This window comes from Streptomyces lavendulae subsp. lavendulae, from assembly GCF_002803845.1.
Lineage (GTDB): Bacteria > Actinomycetota > Actinomycetes > Streptomycetales > Streptomycetaceae > Streptomyces > Streptomyces lavendulae.
In genome coordinates, this window is record NZ_CP024985.1 from 4,581,753 (window position 1) to 4,598,863 (window position 17,111).

The window sequence follows — 17,111 nt, forward strand, 5'->3', positions numbered from 1 at the left end:
GAACCGACGAGCCCCCGGGGGGATGTAAACCCCGTCAAGTTGGGTAAAAACGCTGTGAGTGCCGTGCCTTTCATGATTCCCTCGGTTGAGTAGACCAGTCCTCGGACCTCCCTGGACTTCCTGTGGACCCGTGCCGGTGTCCCCCCACCCGTTGACTACCGCTGGCGGGCCCCGGCCCATCTCCCTCGCGCGTTTGCGGAGCCGACTCATGCTCACGACCCTCCAGACCACCTATACCGACACGCGTGCCGCCGATCTCGCCTGGGCCCTGGGACGGGAGCGGCTGCCCGCCCTGGCCGTACTGAACCTCCAGCTCGCGGACGCGAAGGTGGAGTTGCGTCTGCTCGGGGCCTCCCATCAGGTGCTCCTGGAGGAGGGCGAGGTGCTCTGTTCGGAGACGGTCGCCTGCATGCCCGGCAGCAGTACGCCGCTGCCGCTCGGTGTGGCCAAGCGGGTGGGTGACTGGGAGTACGAGTTCGCCGCGCGCGTGGAGACCCTCTCGCGCGGCTCCTTCGCGGGGCGGGCCCAGGAACTGCTCGCGCTGGTCGCGGACCACCCGAACGGGCTAGCGGGCACCTTCCCGGGTGACCCGCACGCGTTCACCGCCCTGCTGGCCCAGCGGTACGAGGGTCAGGTGCGCTGGCGGACCTGGCACGCGTACCCGCAGGAGGGCCAGCTGGTGGCCACCCGGACCCGGGTCGGCGTGCGCACGGGAGCGGTCGTCGAGAGCGCTTGAGTTGCGGGCCGGTTGCCTGCTGATTACGCCAACTGGCCTGATCGGTACGCCAGTTGCACCCATGTGGGTGACAGGGTGTGGGTGGGTGGTGACGTACGGTTCGCTGCATGATCGACCGTTCCGCCCCGCGCGGGGTGCTCCCGGCGCCGGAGCCGCGGGGCGTGCAGCCCGTCCCGGCCGCCCTGCCCGTACGCCCCCGGACCGGCCGACTCCTCGTCCTGGCCACCGTGTTCGTGTGCGCCGCCTGCGGGCTCGTGTACGAACTGGAACTGCTCGCCCTCGGCTCGTACCTCATCGGAGATTCCGTCACCCAGGCGTCGGTGGTGCTGTCCGTCATGGTCTTCGCCATGGGTGTCGGCTCGCTGCTCGCCAAACGGCTCCGACGCCGGCCCGCCTTCGGCTTCGGCGCCATCGAGGCCGCGCTCGCCCTGCTCGGCGGCTTCTCGGCGATGACGCTGTACGCGAGCTTCGCCTGGCTGGGGGAGTCGCGGCCGGCCCTCGTCGCCTTCTCCTTCGCCATCGGGGTGCTCATCGGCGCGGAGATCCCGCTGCTGATGGTCCTCATCCAGCGCGTCCGCAGACAGGACGCCGGCGGGGCCGTCGCCGATCTCTTCGCCGCCGACTACGTGGGTGCCCTCGTCGGCGGGCTCGCCTTCCCCTTCCTGCTGCTCCCGATGGTCGGGCAGCTCACCGGCGCCCTGCTCACCGGCACCGTCAACGCGGTCGCCGGAGGCGGACTCGTCCTGTGGCTGTTCCGCCGCGACCTCAGCCGCCGCTGCCGCTGGCTGCTGATCGCCGCCAACGCGACCGTCCTCGCCGTCCTCGCCTCCGCGACCCTGCTCGCCGACGACTTCGAACGGGTCGCCCGCACCGCCGTCTACGGCGGGGAGGTCCGCGTCGCCGTCCAGACCGGCGTGCAGGAACTGGTGCTGACCGGCCCCGCCACCGGCTCCCCGCGCTCCCTCGACCTCTACCTCGACGGCCGGCTCCGGGTCTCCGGCTACGACGAGTACCGCTACCACGAGGCCCTGGTCCACCCCGCCATGACCGGCCCGCACGCCCGCGTCCTGGTCCTCGGCGGGGGCGACGGGCTCGCCGCCCGCGAGGTGCTGCGCTACCGCGACGTCGCCTCCGTCACCGTCGTCGAGCTCGACCCCGGTGTGGTCCGGCTCGCCCGCACCGACCCCATGCTCTCCGCGCTCAACGCCAGGGCCTACGAGGACCCCCGGCTCGGCGTCGTCACGCAGGACGCCTTCCACTGGCTGCGGGGTCCGGCCGCCCGCGACCGCTTCGACGTCATCGTCTCCGACCTCCCCGACCCGGGCATCACCCCGAGCACGAAGCTGTACTCGCAGGAGTTCTACGGGCTGGCCGCGCGCGCCCTGAGCCCCGGCGGGCGGCTCGCGGTCCACGCGGGGCCCCTGACTACCCGGCCGCGCACCTACTGGACCGTCGAGTCCACCCTGCGGGCGGCCGGGCTGCTCACCACCCCCTACAGCGCGGGCGGCCGCCTCACCGGCTTCGGCGCCGGCCCCGACCGCACCGCCGGGGTCACCGGCTCGCCCCCGCAGGACTGGGGCTTCGTACTCGCCGCCCGCGAACGGGTCCCCGAGCTGCGGGTCGACCGGGACACCCCCGCCCTGCACGCCGTGTCCACCCGGGCCCTGCAGGACTCCGCCCGGGACGCGGCCCGGACCCGGCCGGCCGGGCTCCCGCCCTCGACGCTCCCGCACCCGCGCTACTCCTGATCCCGGGCCGCCGGGGAACGGGACTGTCGTGTCCGTGTGCACGGAGGGGTCACCTCGGTAGGCTCGACCACATGGAGCATCAGGTGTTCGTTCCGGTACCGGCAGACGATCTCCGCGCCCTGCTGCGCGATCCCGCCCGGGTGGCCCGCTGCGTCCCAGGGCTCCAGCAGGACGCCGACACGGCGGCCGGGCCGCTCGCGGGGCGGCTGCGGGTGCGGGTCGGCGGGAGCACGGTGACCTACCGGGGCGCCCTGTCCCTCACCGAGCCGGAGCCCGGCCGCTTCGCCGCCGCGGGCGAGGGCGCCGAGGTGCGCGGGAGCGGCACCGTCAAGCTGGACCTCGGGCTGCGGCTGATCCCGCACGAGGGCGGTACCCGGCTGGAGTTCACCGTGGAGGCCACCGCCGACGGGCGCGCCGCGGGCTTCGAGCCCGAGGCCACCGCCACCGCCGCCGGCCGGCTCCTCGACCGGCTCGCCGGGAACCTCGCCGCGGCCGCCGGACCGGAACGCGACGCCCGGCCCCGGCCGCAGGACCCGGTGGCGGACGCGGAGGAGCGGGCAGAGGCCGGAGGGGCCGATGGGGCGGACGGAGCCGCGGGGAGTGCTGGGGAGGGCGGGCCCGGGACCGGTGCGTCCGTGTTCGAGACCGAGGTGCCGCCCCCGTCCCTGGACCCCTTCGCGGGAGCCGACTTCGCGGAGGCGGCCGAGTCGCCGGGACCCGCTGGGGCCGACCCCGCGTCCACCAGTGCCCCGGGCGGCTCCGCCCGCCCCCCGGCCGAGGCCGCCCACGCCCGCCGCACGATGATCGGCCGCAGCGCCGAGGAGGTCGACCACGCGCCCCCGCGCGGCCGTTACGCCCCCGTACCGGCCCCCTCCACCGTCGGCGCGGGAGCCGGCATGCGCTGGGTCGCCCCGGCCGCGGCCCTCGCCCTGGCCTCGGCCGTCGTCGTCGGAAGGGTGTTGCGCCGCCGCCGCTGACGGGCCGTAGGGTCGCCGTATGAGTACGCGACTGAGCGCCGGCGGCGCCGACATCACCATCGACCGGGAGAACGGCTGCCGGATCAGCAGTCTGCGCGTCGACGGCACCGAGCTGCTGCGCCAGGGCCCGCACTTCGGGTCCTTCCCCATGGTCCCCTGGTGCGGCCGGACGGCGGACGGACGGTTCCACGACGGCGCGGCCGTCCACCGGCTGCCCCTGAACCATCCCCCGCACGCCATCCACGGCTTCGGCCGCGACGCCTCCTGGAAGCCCGCCGGGGTGAGCGCCACCCGGGCCGCCTTCGTCTACGACCTCACCGACCCGTGGCCGTACGCGGGCCGGGTGACCCAGGTCTTCGAGCTCACCGAGGACGCGCTCACGCTGACCATGGGCGTGGAGACGTACCAGGACTCCTTCCCGGCGCAGGCGGGCTGGCACCCCTGGTTCCAGCGCGTCCTCACCCCCGGCGGGCCCGAGGCGCAGATCGCCTTCGACCCCGCCTGGCAGGAGGAGCGCGGCGAGGACCACATCCCGACCGGCCGCCGCACCGCCCCGAAGCCGGGCCCCTGGGACGACTGCTTCGGCATGCCCGAGGGCGTCGACGTCACCCTCACGTGGCCCGGTCAGCTGGAGCTGAAGGTCACCAGCCGGGCCGAATGGGTGGTGGTCTACGACGAGCAGCCCGAGGCCGTCTGCGTCGAGCCCCAGTCCGGACCGCCGAACGGCCTGAACAGCCTCCCGCAGCTGGTCACCCCCGTCGATCCGCTGGAGATCTCCAGCACCTGGACCTGGCGGCGGCTCCCGTAGGGCGCAATTAAGCTCGGGGGCATGACTGACGTACGCGATGCGCTTCTGCAGCAGATCAAGGACAAGGCCGTCGTGCACGGCAAGGTGACCCTCTCCTCCGGCAAGGAGGCCGACTACTACATCGACCTGCGCCGGATCACCCTCGACGGCGAGGCGGCCCCGATGGTCGGGCAGGTCATGCTCGACCTCACCGCCGACCTCGACTTCGACTGCGTCGGCGGCCTCACCCTGGGCGCCGACCCGGTGGCCACCTCGATGCTCCACGCCTCCGCCGCCCGCGGCGCGCGCCTCGACGCCTTCGTCGTCCGCAAGGCGCAGAAGGCCCACGGCATGCAGCGCCGCATCGAGGGCACCGACGTCAAGGGCAAGCGCTGCCTGGTCGTCGAGGACACCTCGACCACCGGCGGCTCCCCGCTGACCGCCGTCGAGGCGGTCCGCGAGGCCGGCGGCGAGGTCGTCGCCGTCGCGACCATCGTGGACCGGGGTGCGGCCGACGCCATCGCCGCGGCCGGGCTGCCGTACCTGACCGGCTACCGGCTGGGCGACCTGGGTCTTTCCTGACCCCGGCCCGGCTCGGGCCCCGCTCGTGGGGACGGTGTGCGACGACTCGTGACGAAGGTCCCGAAGTGTCGCCGAGCCGGTCCTGACCTGCCCTTTTCGGAGCGTGCGGAGTGTTTCACGTGAAACACTCCGCACGCTCTGGGCTCCGTCGGGTGGTGAGGGGGGTGGAGTGTCGCGCCGAGTCTGGAAAGATAGGCGCGACGATGACGTCGCCCCCAGGTCAGGGCCCGCAATCAGCACCCTTCCCCGCACAACCAAGGAGCGGACAGATGCCCATCGCAACCCCCGAGATCTACAACGAGATGCTCGACCGGGCGAAGGCAGGCAAGTTCGCCTACCCGGCCATCAACGTGACCTCGACCCAGACCCTGCACGCCGCGCTGCGCGGCTTCGCGGAGGCCGAGAGCGACGGCATCATCCAGATCTCCACCGGCGGTGCCGAGTTCCTGGGTGGCCAGTACAACAAGGACATGGTCACCGGCGCCGTCGCCCTGGCCGAGTTCGCGCACGTCGTCGCCGCCAAGTACGACGTGACGGTCGCGCTGCACACCGACCACTGCCCCAAGGACAAGCTGGACGGCTACGTACGTCCGCTCCTGGAGGTCTCCGCCGAGCGCGTGGCCCGTGGTCTGAACCCGCTCTTCCAGTCGCACATGTGGGACGGCTCCGCCGAGACCCTGTCCGACAACCTGGCCATCGCCCAGGAGCTGCTCGCCAAGGCCGCCGCCGCGAAGATCATCCTTGAGGTCGAGATCACCCCGACCGGTGGCGAGGAGGACGGCGTCAGCCACGAGATCAACGACGAGCTGTACACCACCGTCGAGGACGCGCTGCGCACCGCCGAGGCCCTGGGCCTGGGCGAGAAGGGCCGCTACCTGCTGGCCGCCTCCTTCGGCAACGTGCACGGCGTCTACAAGCCGGGCAACGTCGTCCTGCGCCCCGAGCTCCTCAAGGACCTCCAGGCCGGCGTCGGCGAGAAGTACGGCAAGGCCTCGCCGTTCGACTTCGTCTTCCACGGCGGTTCGGGCTCCACGGCCGAGGAGATCGCCACCGCGCTGGAGAACGGCGTCGTGAAGATGAACCTCGACACCGACACCCAGTACGCCTTCACCCGCCCGGTCGCGGACCACATGTTCCGCAACTACGACGGTGTCCTGAAGGTCGACGGCGAGGTCGGCACGAAGTCCACCTACGACCCGCGCACCTGGGGCAAGCTGGCCGAGGCCGGCATGGCCAAGCGCGTCGCCGAGGCCTGTGCCAACCTGCGCTCCGCCGGTACCAAGCTGAAGTAGGCGCTCAGCACCGAGGACCCGAAGGGGGTCCGCCGGTCCGCAACGGACCGGAGGACCCCCTTTGTCGTGCCCGGGGGCCGGAATCCTCACCTCCGCCTTGTTTCGCTGCCCTTTCGGGCAGGGTGGGAAGCCGGATGCCCGGCAATCTGACGCAGGGGGACCGGTTCGGTGGACTTGTGGCCACACGATGGTGTGGAATCTAGACATAAAAACGTACCCGTGAGGATGTAAAGCCGGCGGGCCAGGAGAAGGCGACGCCAGACATGAGGACAGAGCGACCCCAGGTGAAGCAGGACCGGGCGGTGCGCACGCGCCGGGCGATCCTGGAGGCGGCGGCCGAGGTCTTCGAGGAGCACGGCTACGACGCCGCCAAGCTCTCGGACATCGTCAACATCGCGAAGGTCACCAAGGGCGCCCTCTACTTCCACTTCGACTCCAAGGAAGGCCTCGCCCAGGCCGTCATCGACGCGCAGAACGCCTCGCAGCCCCCGATGCGGCCGCAGCCGTACAAGGCGCAGGAGTTCGTGGACATCGGCATGGTCTTCTCGCACCGGCTGCGGCACGAGACGCTGATGCGGGCGAGCGCCCGGCTGTCCCTGGAGCACGCCGCCCGCCAGACGCTCGACCGGGCCGCCCCCTACCAGGCCTGGATCGACCAGCACGTGTCCGTGCTGGAAGAGGCGAAGGCGCGGGGCGAGCTGCTGCCCAACGTGGACACGCTGGTGCCGTCGCGGCTGATCGTGGGCGCGTACGCGGGGCTCAACACCATGTCCCAGATGCTGCGCCTGGACCTGGACGCGCAGGTGTCGGAGCTGTACACGCACGTGATGCCGAACGTGGTGGTGCCGGCCGTGGCGATCCGGCTGGACACCCGGCCGGGGCGGGGTGCGCGGGTCCTGTTCGGGCCGGACGGCGTCCACGCGTGCCGGACCGGCTGCGCGGCCGGGGTGGACCCGGGCGAGGGCCCCGGCGAGGGCTCGGGCGAGGACCCCGGTGAGGACCCGGACGAGGGCCCGGGCGAGGATCGGGGTGGGAGGGCCTCCGGCTGACGGGACCGCGTTCGTTCGTACCTCCGCTTCCCAAGAAGATCCTTCCGGGTATTATTTTTTGTGCCGCCTGCCCAGGGAGAACACTGTGGACATTGAGGTACTCGGCCCCCCTCGGGTCACCGAGAACGGTGTGCCCATCACGGCCCCCACACCGGAGTCCCGGCACGTCCTCGCGGTCCTCGCGGCCTGTCCCGACCGGGTCGTACCGGTCTCCGTGCTCGCCGGCGAACTCGCCGGCCGCGTCCCGCCCGAGCACACCCGGGAGGTTCTGCACACCGCCGTGCGCCGCCTGCGCGAGCGGATCGCCGAGGCGCTGGGCCCGTCCTCGGTACGCACTCCCGAAACCGTGCTCTCGGCACGTCCCGGCGGGTATCTTCTCGACACCGGCGGAGGCCGCTGCGACGTCCGGGAGTTCGAGCGCGAGGCCGGAGCCGGCTACCGGGCCCTGGGACGCGGCGATGCCGCCCGGGCCGCCGCCCGGCTCCGCGGCGCCCTGGACCTGTGGACCGGCCCCGCCCTGGACGGGATCGCGGCCGGCACCTGGCTCCGCGGGCGCATCGCCGTGCTCGACGCGGACCGTCTCTCCGTACTCGGCCAGTGGGTCGAAGCGGAACTCGCGCTCGGCCGCCACCGCGAACTGCGCCTGGCCCTGGCCGGTCTGCGCGGTGCCGGGGCGGGGCGCCCCGGCGGCGCCTACCTGGCCGCCCTGCGCCGGGCCGAGGAACGCGCCCTGACCCCACGCCCCGCTCCGGCGGGCCCGGCCCTGGGCCCCCTCCCGGCCCTGGCCTGCGCCACCCGTCCCTGACGGCCCGGCCCCCGCCCCGGCCGCGGCGCCCGGCCGGTCCGGTGCCGCCGCGCGCCCTGCTTGACCCCTCGCCGCACGGAACCTAGGTTCGGAACCCGGGCAGAAAACAGCTGGTCGGACGGGGGATGGCTGGATGCCGGGGGAAAATTCGGGCGCACTGTCCGTACTGGAACTACTGGCGGCGGACGCCCCGCAGGGCCGGTACGACGCCCTGCTGGCCGAAGCCCACGCCACGGGCGCCGGCGAGGAGGCACTCGCGGAACTCGGCCGCGCCGTGGAACTGGCCCGCTCGGTCCGGGCCGGTACGACCCGCCGCAAACAGCGCGAAGCGGCCCTCACCGCCCTCGTGGACACCGCGCACGACCTCACCTCCCCGTACGACATCGACGGCCTGCTCCGCCTGATCACCCGCCGCGCGCGGCGCCTCCTCGGCTTCGACATGGCCTGGCTCTCGCTCAGCCGCCCGGACGGGTCCGCGTACGTACGCACCTCGGAGGGCGAGACCACCGCCCTCAACGTCGGCCTCGAACTGGGCACCGGCCGGGGCCTCGGCAGCATCGCCCAGGCCCGCCGCTCCCCGGTGTGGACCGCCGACTACCTCGCCGACCCGTCCATCGCGCACGCCCCCGGCATCGACGCCGTCGTCGAGGCGGAGGGCCTGCACGCGATCATCGCCGTCCCGCTGCGCCGCGGGGACTCCAGCCTCGGCGCCCTCTACGGCTCCGACCGCGCGGTACGGCAGTTCACCCCGGACGAGATCGGCATCATGCTCTCCCTCGCCGACCTGGCCGCCGTCGCGATCGAGAAGGCCCGTCTGCTGGAGCAGACCCGGGACGAGGTCACCGAGCTGGAGGCCTTCGGCTCGCGCACCAACACCGCCCTCACCCGGGTCCGCTACCTGTGGGAGTGCCACGCCCGGCTGGCCGGCATGGTCCTCGACGGGGCCGGGCTGCCCACCCTCGCCCGGGCCACCGCCGACGCGCTGGACGGCGTGCTCCAGGTACGGGACCCGGGCGGCCGGCCGCTGACCGCCACCGGGGAACTGCCCGGCCTGGACGAGGAGGCGGTGACCAAGGCGGCCCTCCAGGCACTGACCGACCGGCGGCCGGTGCGGCTGCCCGGCGACCTGTGGCTGGCCCCCGTACTCGCCGGCGCCGAGGACCTCGGGGTGCTCCTGCTGAGCGCGTCGGCGCCGCTGGCCGAGGAGGACGTCCGGCTGCTCCAGCTCGCCGCGCAGTCCGTGGCCTCCCTCATGCTGATCCAGCGCGGCACCGCCGCCGCCGAAGGGCCCGTGCACGACGAACTCCTCGCCGACCTGCTGGAACGGCCGCACTCCGTCGACCTGCACCTGCTGGAGCGCACCCGTCGGCTCGGCATCGACCTCGACCGCCCGCACGTGGTGGTCGTCGCCCGGCCCGAGGGCGGCGAACTGGGCAAGGCCGTCGCCTGGGCGTCCTCGTACGCGTACCGGGCGGGCGGCCTCAAGGGCGTCCGCCGCGGCTGCATCGTCCTGGTCCTGCCCGGTGACGACGCCTCGGCCGCCGCGCACCGGGTCTCCGGCGAACTCTCGCCGCTCCTCGGGCACGCCGTGTCCACGGGCGCCGCGGGACCCACCGCCGCTCCGGGGGAGGTGGCCCGCGCGTACGCCGAGGCCGTGCGCTGCCTGGACGCGCTGACCGCCCTGGACGGGGTCGGCGGCACCGCCTCCCTGCGCGAACTGGGCTTCCTCGGACTGCTGTTGTCCGCCGACCACGACGTGGAGTCCTTCATCGCCGCGACCGTCGGCCCCGTCCTGGAGTACGACACCGACCGGCTGACGGACCTGACCCGCACCCTGGAGGCCTACTTCGCCTCCGGGGCCAGTCCCACCCACGCCGCCGAGACCCTGCACGTGCACCCCAACACGGTCTCCCGCCGCCTGGAGCGCATCGCCGAACTGCTCGGCCCGCACTGGCAGAAGCCCGCGCAGGCCCTCGAAATCCAGCTGGCGCTGCGGCTGCGCAAGGCCCGTACGGTCCTGCACGACCGCCGCACCGCCGCGCAGCAGGCCGAACAGGCGGGGTAGGGCGGGGAGCCCGCCGGTGCGGGCGGGCTCCCCGTCCGCCTACGCGGTCAGGGCGCGGGCGGCGTGCGCGATCGAGGCCAGGGTGACGTGGCGGTGCCAGCCGGGCAGGGCGCGGCCCGCGAAGTCGCGCAGCCCCGCCTCGCGGCCGCTGTGCTCGGCGGCGCAGCCCACGCGCAGCGCCTGCTTGGTGAGCCGCAGCAGCGGGCCCACGGGGAGGCGCACCAGGTCCGTCACCCACATCTGCGCCGGTTCGCGGCGCGGGTCCGTCCACTCGCCGACCAGCAGCAGGTGGCGCCGGCGGGCCGGGGACGGGTCGGGCATCATCACGCGCACCGCCACCGCGAGGGTGCTGCGGTGGCGGCCCCCCGGGTGCGCGGGGTCCGGGTCGGTCCACTCCACCGGGGTGCACAGGCCGCGCACCGACCGCAGGACCTCGCGGGCCCCGCGCGGGCCCGCGCCGTGGCCGGGCAGCGCCGGGTCGGTGACGAGCAGCGGGGTCGCGGGGTCGACGCGGGCGATGACCGGCAGCCCGGCCTGCGCGAAGCGGTTCATCGTCGAACGGGTGCCGATGTGGCGGATGTCCAGCACCACGGGGCGGGGCGCGCCCGTGGTGCGGCGCACGGTCGCGATGACGGAGGCGGTCGCGGACTCCTCGTACGCGGCCTCCTCGTAAGCGGCCCGCGCGGCGAGGGTGCCGGGCGCGGCGGCGGAGGGCCCCGGGCCCGCGGGGGCCGCCTCTTCCGGGAGGAACATCCGCCAGCCGACCGGAGTCACCAGGGCGGCGGACGCGAACCAGGTCCCGAAGGCCTGCTGACCGCGGAACATCTGCCCCTGGTGCGGGTCGAAGCGGTGCGCCACGCCCACCGAGTGCTCGCCGCCCTTGGGGATGGCCATCGGCTGCGCCACCCACGCGGTCGGTGTGGTCGTGGCCTCCAGGTAGCCGGAGAGAGCGCCGCGGATCGGTTCCCAGTCCCAGGTGGAGCCGGAGATGAAGTGGTGCATGCTCTGCTCGGCGGCCGCTCCGCCCACCTGTCCGGCGATCCCGCGCATCGACTTGCGGCCCGGGAGGGCCAGCAGTCCCCGTACGTACCGGCGGCCCTTCTCTCGCTGGTCCCTGCGGCGCAGCGAGCCCAGCACCGCGGCGCAGAGGTCGTCGGCGGCCTCGTACGCGGCGGCCGTGGCCGGTCCGCCGGCCCTGCCGCCGCCCCTGCCGGGCGCACCGCCGCGGTCCGGTGTGGTCGTCCCCGTACCCGTGACGGTGCCGCTTCTCATGATCGTTGCCACGACGTGTCCCCCTAGACGCGCATCGACTACACCCCCACCGTCCTTCGAGTACCCCTCTTGCGGCCAGGTGTGCCGGGCACCGCACTCGGCCGGAACGTGGTGGGGACCCCACCACCCCCCGTGCCGTGACGCCGACTTGACGGACTGGCGCGGCGGCCCTGGCCCGTCGCCGCGGGATCCGGCACGGTCCTGTTGCGGGCCCCGGTGGCCCCCCACGGAACGCGGTGCCGGGGCCTGCCCCCCGGCACCGCCCCGCCGGGCGTACGGCGTCGGCACGAGAGGCGGGGCGGCAGGGTGCAGTTCGGCATCTTCTCGATCGGTGAGGTGGCTCCCGATCCGCTGGGCGGCCGGACGCCGACCGAGCACGAGCGGATCAAGGCGATGACCGCCCTCGCCGTCCGGGCCGAGGAGGCCGGCCTCGACGTCTTCGCCGTCGGCGAGCACCACGCCCCGCCCTACGTCTGCTCCGCGCCGCCGCTCCTGCTCGCCCACGTCGCCGCCCGCACCCGGCGGCTCATCCTGTCCACCGCCACCACGCTCGTCACCACCAACGACCCCGTGCGCGTCGCGGAGGAGTTCGCGCTGCTCCAGCACCTCGCCGACGGCCGGGTGGACCTGATGACCGGCCGCGGCGACACCCCGGACGTCTACCCCTGGTTCGGCCAGGACCTCCGCCAGGGCCACGAGCTGGCCCGGGAGAACTACGCCCTGCTGCACCGGCTGTGGCGCGAGGAGCAGGTCGACTGGCGGGGCCGCTCCCGCGCCCGCCTCGACGGCTTCACCTCCACGCCCCGCCCGCTGGGCGGCGTACCGCCCTTCGTGTGGCACGCGGCGGTGCGCTCGCCGGAGACCGCCGAGCGGGCGGCGTACTACGGCGACGGCTTCTTCGCCGACAACCTCCACGGCCCCGTCGAGCACCACGCCCGCCTCGTGGACCTGTACCGGACCCGGTACGCGGAGCACGGCCACGGCACCGCCGAACAGGCCGTCGTCGGGATCGGCGGCCAGGTCTTCGTGCGCGCCCGCTCGCAGGACGCGGTGCGCGAGTTCCGCCCGTACTTCGACCGGTCGCGGGCGTACGGGGGCCGGTACTCCCTGGAGGAGTGCGCGGCCCGGACCCCGCTGGTCGTGGGCAGCCCCGACGAGGCCGTCGAGAAGATCCTCGGCTTCCGGGAGGCCTACGGGGACTGCCAGCGCCAGCTCTTCGCCGTGGACCACGGGGGGCTGCCGCTGAAGACCGCCCTGGAGCAGATCGACCTGCTGGGGGAGCGGATCGTCCCGGTGCTGCGCCGGGAGCTGGCCGTGGGCCGCGCCCCGGCCGCCCCGCCGGGCCCCCGCCACCCGGCGACGCGCCCCCGGGCGGGCGCCCTCGGGTGAGCACCCCCGGGTGAGCACCCCCGGGTGAGGACCCGGCCCCGGGTGAGGACCCGGCCCCGGACACCCGGCCCCCGGACGCACGCCCCATCGGACACACTGAAGCCATGTCGATTCACCAGAACCTGCTCGGGGGCCCCGCCCCCACCCACCTGCCCGACGAGCCCGCGCCCCGCGAGGCCCTCGCCGCCGGGACCGACCCGGCCGAGGTGGCCGCCGCGCACCCGACCTCCTCCCTCGCCTGGGCCGCCCTCGCGGACCGCGCCTTCGAGGCGGGCCACACGGTCGAGTCGTACGCGTACGCCCGCACCGGCTACCACCGCGGCCTGGACGCCCTGCGCCGGGCCGGCTGGAAGGGCCACGGGCCGGTGCCGTGGGAGCACGAGCCGAACCGCGGATTCCTGCGCGCCCTGCACGCCCTGGCCCGCGCCGCCGGGGCCATCGGCGAGAAGGAGGAGTACGAGCGCTGCTCCACCTTCCTGCGCGACTCCTCGCCGACGGCCGCGGACACGCTCGTATAACTGCCGGCGTTCGCCCTAGAGGGCTCCCGGATCCCCTGTTTATGATGCGGGGCAGGGGACCGGGGCTCCACTTACCTCACGGAAGGAGCGGACCGCTACCCGGAAGCACGTGTCGAGGAGACAGAAATGTCGCACGCCCTTGATGCCTCCGGAGCCGGTTCGGACACCCCGAACCTCGACTTCGCCGGCACGACCCCGTACGAGGACTACGTCCAGGCAGACGTCCTCACCCACCTCCAGCACCTCCGCTCGGACGACCCCGGCGAGATGGTCTTCCTGGTCACGACCCAGGTCATGGAACTGTGGTTCACGGTCATCGTCCACGAGTGGGAGACGGCGGCCCGCGCCCTGCGCGAGGACCGCGTCCCGGTCGCGATGGACGCGCTGAAACGATCCCTCCGCGAGCTGGAGGCCCTGAACGCCTCCTGGCGGCCCCTCGCGCAGCTCACCCCCGCGCAGTTCAACGCCTACCGCTCGGCGCTGGGCGAGGGTTCCGGTTTCCAGTCGGCGATGTACCGCCGGATGGAGTTCCTGCTGGGCGAGAAGTCGGCGTCCATGCTGGTCCCGCACCGGGGCGCGCCGCGCGTCCACGGAGAGCTGGAGAAGGCCCTCCAGGAGCCGAGCCTCTACGACGAGACCCTGCGCCTGCTGGCCCGCCGGGGCCTGCCCGTCCCCCAGTCCGTCCTGACGCGCGACCTCGCGCTGCGCTACGAGCCCTCGGCGGAGGTCGAGGCCGTCTGGACGGCCCTCTACGCCGAGCCGGACGGCGGCCACGCCGACCTGCACCGGCTGGGCGAGGTCCTCACGGACGTCGCGGAACTCGTCTGGCGCTGGCGCAACGACCACCTGGTGGCGACCCGCCGCGCGATGGGCGCGAAGACCGGCACGGGCGGCTCCGCCGGGGTGACCTGGCTGGAGAAGCGCGCCACCAAGAACGTCTTCCCCGAGCTCTGGACGGCCCGCAGCCATGTCTGACACCAACGCCGAGACCGATCTGGCGGAGCGCGCGGCGCGGCTCGACGCCCTGGACGGCCTCGCCAAGCTCCGCGAGCGCTTCACCCTCCCCGACGGGGTCGTCTACCTCGACGGGAACTCCCTCGGAGCGCTCCCGGCCGCCGTCCCCGACGCGCTGACGGACGTCGTCCGCCGCCAGTGGGGCGAGCTCCTCATCCGGTCCTGGGACGAGAGCGGCTGGTGGACCGCCCCCGAGCGGATCGGCGACCTCATCGCCCCGCTCGTCGGCGCGGCCCCCGGTCAGGTGACGGTCGGCGACTCCACCAGCGTCAACCTCTTCAAGGCGCTGGTCGGAGCCGCCCGGATGGCCGCACCCGGCCGGACGAAGCTGCTGGTCGACGCGACCACGTTCCCGACGGACGGCTACATCGCCGGCTCCGCCGCCCGGCTGACCGGCCTGGACCTGGTGCCCGTCGACCCCGCCGACGCGCCGGGCGCGTTCGACGGCGACACCGCCGTGGTGCTGCTCAACCACGTCGACTACCGCAGCGGCCGGCTCCACGACCTGCCCGGCCTCACCGCGGCCGCGCACGCGGCGGGCGCCCTGATCGTCTGGGACCTGTGCCACAGCGCGGGCGCCCTCCCGGTCGGTCTCGACGCGCACGGCGTCGACCTCGCGGTGGGCTGCACGTACAAGTACCTCAACGGCGGGCCCGGGTCCCCGGCGTACGTGTACGTGGCCGCCCGCCACCAGGGTGCCTTCGACTCCCCGCTGCCCGGCTGGAACAGCCACCGCGAGCCGTTCGCGATGACCCCGGGCTACGAGCCGGCCGAGGGCGCCGCCCGTGCGCGCGTCGGGACGCCGGACATCCTGTCCATGCTGGCGCTGGAGTCGGCCCTCGGGGTGTGGGAGGGCGTGGCGGTCGAGGACGTCCGTGCCAAGTCCCTCGCGCTGACGGACTTCTTCCTGGAGTGCGTGGCGCGGTACGTCCCGGAGGGGAAGGTCGAGGTGGTCACCCCGGCCGGGCACGCCGAGCGCGGCAGCCAGGTCTCGCTGCGGACCGAGGGGGCCCGCGAGGTGATGGCCGAGCTCATCTCCCGCGGGGTCGTCGGGGACTTCCGGGCGCCCGACGTCCTGCGCTTCGGGTTCACTCCCCTCTACGTCGGTTTCGCCGACGCGGAGCGCGCCGCGCGCACGCTGGGTCACGTTTTCGGGTGACGCCGTAGCGAAACGTCACTTCGACGGGTGTGGCGAACGGGCGGGCGGGGCTTCGGCCCCGCCCGCTCCCGTTGCGCCCGGTCCGGCCACAGGACGGCCCGTTCCAGCCTGATACGGTCCCGCTCTGGCGAAACACCGGAACATCTGTCCCTGCTGTCCCACGCGTTTACCGAGAGGTTGAGCCGATGACGGACCCCGCAGTCGAACGGGACGCCGCCGAGGCCGCCTCGGCCTTCTCCCATCCGCCGGTCGCGCCCGACGCGAGCGCCGCCTACGGGGAACACCCCGACCAGGTCGTCGACTTCTACGCCCCGCGCGGGGGCGCCGGGGGTCCCGCGCCGCTGGTCGTGGTCCTGCACGGCGGGGCCTGGCGGGCCCCCTACGACCGGCAGCACGTCACCCCCTTCGCGGAGTTCCTGGCCCGGCGGGGTTTCGCCGTCGCCAACGTCGAGTACCGGCGCGGGAGTTCCCTGCCGCACCAGGGCTCCGGCGGTCCGGTGGCGGGGCGTTGGCCGGAGACCTTCGACGACGTCGCCGCCGCCATGGACGCGCTGCCGGGGCTGGCGGCGCGGGCGCTGCCCGTCGCGGACCTGCACCGGGTGGTGGTGACGGGCCACTCGGCGGGCGGCCACCTCGCGCTGTGGGCGGCGGCCCGGCACGTCCTGCCGGCCGGGTCCCCGTGGCGGCTGCCCGCCCCGCCGCCGCTGCGCGGTGTGGTGGCGCTGGCCCCCATCGCGGACTTCGCGGTGGCGGAGGAACTGGGGGTGTGCGGGGGCGCGTCCGCGCAGCTGCTGGGCGGCCCGGAGCACTGGGACGCCCGCCTGCCGTCCGCCGATCCGGCGGCCCTGCTCCCGACCGGCATCGCCACCGCGGTGGTGCACGGCCGGGAGGACATCGTGGTTCCGCACGCGGTGGCGGAGTCGTACGTGGCCGCCGCCGGGGAGGCGGGCGAGCTGGTCGGCCTGACCCTCCTCGACGGCGTCGGCCACTTCCCCCTGATCGACCCGGCGGCCGACGCGTGCGCGGTGGTCTGCGAGGAGATCTCGCAACTGGCCTGGTAGGGCCTGGTGATGCGGCGGCGTCAGTCCCACTGCCGGTCGGCGAGGGAGGCGACCGGGGCCGGCTTGCCGATCAGCGCCAGGGCGATGAAGAAGTTGATCTGGCCGATCGCGATGGTGAGGGTGGCCAGGGCCTTCTCGTCGAAGTGCTCCGCCGCCTGCGCGTACAGCTCGTCGGATACGCGTTCCTTGCCCTGCGGGGCGGGCTGGAGGACCGCCTCCACGAGGGCGAGGGCGGCCCGCTCGGCCGGGGTGAAGTAGGGGGCGTCCTGCCAGGAGGAGACGGCCGTGATCCGCTCCTCGGTCTCGCCCGCCTTGCGCAGGAACCCGGTGTTCAGGATGGTCAGGTACGTGTTGTGGACGATCTGCGCGGCCCGCAGGTGGACCAGGCTGATCGTGGTGCGCGGCACCGAGCGGTTGCCGGTGGCCCGGAAGAGCGCGGCGCTGACGTCCCTCAGCTCGGGGACGAACCTGCCCGGGTCGGCCATCCGGGAGAGGGTGGCGGTGTCGGCGGTGTCGGCGGCGTCGGTGTTCGTGTTCGTCATGGTGTCCCTCCGGCGGTCGGGGCCGATGCTCGCTGCGTCGGCCTCACCCCACTGACCGCCGGGACGGCGGGAGTGTGACAGGTTCCGGGAAAATTCCGGGAAGAAACTTTTCGGG

The 17,111-nt window shown here is 74.2% G+C and carries 16 protein-coding genes; 14 read left to right on the forward strand and 2 right to left on the reverse strand.

All coding sequences use genetic code 11. The annotated features are described in order from the left end of the window. Window positions 1–208: 208 nt before the first annotated feature. The 9 genes from SLAV_RS20195 (at window position 209) to SLAV_RS20235 (ending at window position 10,041) form a co-directional block, all read left to right on the forward strand. Window positions 209–736, forward strand: coding sequence for a DUF2617 family protein (locus SLAV_RS20195; RefSeq protein WP_030228688.1), 528 nt, complete (start codon window positions 209–211; stop codon window positions 734–736). Between the two features lie 107 nt (window positions 737–843). Beyond that, entirely contained in the window at window positions 844–2,484 is a 1,641-nt protein-coding gene (locus SLAV_RS20200) for a polyamine aminopropyltransferase (RefSeq protein WP_234333520.1), read from the forward strand. 71 nt (window positions 2,485–2,555) lie between these two features. Continuing rightward, complete coding sequence (locus tag SLAV_RS20205; RefSeq protein WP_030228682.1) at window positions 2,556–3,461, forward strand: SRPBCC family protein; 906 nt, start codon at window positions 2,556–2,558, stop codon at window positions 3,459–3,461. A 19-nt stretch (window positions 3,462–3,480) separates the two neighbouring features. Then, window positions 3,481–4,269, forward strand: a complete 789-nt coding sequence (locus SLAV_RS20210) for an aldose epimerase family protein (RefSeq protein ID WP_030228679.1) — start codon at window positions 3,481–3,483, stop codon at window positions 4,267–4,269. 21 nt (window positions 4,270–4,290) lie between these two features. Further along, window positions 4,291–4,830 carry an orotate phosphoribosyltransferase gene (gene pyrE / locus SLAV_RS20215; RefSeq protein WP_100660922.1) on the forward strand — a complete coding sequence of 180 codons (540 nt, stop codon included), beginning with the start codon at window positions 4,291–4,293 and terminating at the stop codon, window positions 4,828–4,830. A gap of 269 nt (window positions 4,831–5,099) precedes the next feature. Further along, window positions 5,100–6,122 (forward strand): class II fructose-bisphosphate aldolase, encoded by a 1,023-nt coding sequence (gene fbaA, locus SLAV_RS20220; RefSeq protein ID WP_100660923.1) that lies wholly within the window; start codon window positions 5,100–5,102, stop codon window positions 6,120–6,122. A 263-nt stretch (window positions 6,123–6,385) separates the two neighbouring features. Then, window positions 6,386–7,171: a ScbR family autoregulator-binding transcription factor gene (locus SLAV_RS20225; RefSeq protein WP_234333519.1), complete on the forward strand. Its 786-nt coding sequence runs from the start codon at window positions 6,386–6,388 to the stop codon at window positions 7,169–7,171. 85 nt (window positions 7,172–7,256) lie between these two features. Continuing rightward, window positions 7,257–7,976: an AfsR/SARP family transcriptional regulator gene (locus SLAV_RS20230; protein WP_051840643.1), complete on the forward strand. Its 720-nt coding sequence runs from the start codon at window positions 7,257–7,259 to the stop codon at window positions 7,974–7,976. A gap of 133 nt (window positions 7,977–8,109) precedes the next feature. Continuing rightward, window positions 8,110–10,041, forward strand: a complete 1,932-nt coding sequence (locus SLAV_RS20235; RefSeq protein WP_030228662.1) for a helix-turn-helix domain-containing protein — start codon at window positions 8,110–8,112, stop codon at window positions 10,039–10,041. 39 nt (window positions 10,042–10,080) lie between these two features. Here the strand turns inward: SLAV_RS20235 and SLAV_RS20240 are convergent, their stop codons facing one another. After that, the gene (locus tag SLAV_RS20240; protein ID WP_063760271.1) at window positions 10,081–11,313 is read right to left on the reverse strand and encodes an IS701 family transposase; all 1,233 of its coding nucleotides are present in this window, start codon (window positions 11,311–11,313) and stop codon (window positions 10,081–10,083) included. A gap of 306 nt (window positions 11,314–11,619) precedes the next feature. Between SLAV_RS20240 and SLAV_RS20245 the strand changes: the two genes are divergently transcribed. The 5 genes from SLAV_RS20245 to SLAV_RS20265 all read left to right on the forward strand — a co-directional run bounded on the left by SLAV_RS20245 (window position 11,620) and on the right by SLAV_RS20265 (window position 16,454). After that, on the forward strand, window positions 11,620–12,702 hold the full coding sequence (locus SLAV_RS20245) for a CE1758 family FMN-dependent luciferase-like monooxygenase (protein ID WP_030228659.1): 1,083 nt from the start codon (window positions 11,620–11,622) through the stop codon (window positions 12,700–12,702). Between the two features lie 104 nt (window positions 12,703–12,806). Next, window positions 12,807–13,220, forward strand: coding sequence for a DUF3151 domain-containing protein (locus tag SLAV_RS20250; protein WP_030228657.1), 414 nt, complete (start codon window positions 12,807–12,809; stop codon window positions 13,218–13,220). A 126-nt stretch (window positions 13,221–13,346) separates the two neighbouring features. After that, window positions 13,347–14,195 carry a tryptophan 2,3-dioxygenase family protein gene (locus tag SLAV_RS20255; RefSeq protein ID WP_030228656.1) on the forward strand — a complete coding sequence of 283 codons (849 nt, stop codon included), beginning with the start codon at window positions 13,347–13,349 and terminating at the stop codon, window positions 14,193–14,195. After that, complete coding sequence (gene kynU, locus SLAV_RS20260; protein WP_030228654.1) at window positions 14,188–15,393, forward strand: kynureninase; 1,206 nt, start codon at window positions 14,188–14,190, stop codon at window positions 15,391–15,393. Before SLAV_RS20255 ends, kynU begins: the two co-directional genes overlap by 8 nt. A gap of 185 nt (window positions 15,394–15,578) precedes the next feature. Further along, window positions 15,579–16,454 carry an alpha/beta hydrolase family protein gene (locus SLAV_RS20265; RefSeq protein WP_030228652.1) on the forward strand — a complete coding sequence of 292 codons (876 nt, stop codon included), beginning with the start codon at window positions 15,579–15,581 and terminating at the stop codon, window positions 16,452–16,454. A gap of 20 nt (window positions 16,455–16,474) precedes the next feature. Here the strand turns inward: SLAV_RS20265 and SLAV_RS20270 are convergent, their stop codons facing one another. Next, window positions 16,475–16,996, reverse strand: coding sequence for a carboxymuconolactone decarboxylase family protein (locus tag SLAV_RS20270; RefSeq protein WP_030228650.1), 522 nt, complete (start codon window positions 16,994–16,996; stop codon window positions 16,475–16,477). Between the last annotated feature and the right edge of the window lie 115 nt (window positions 16,997–17,111).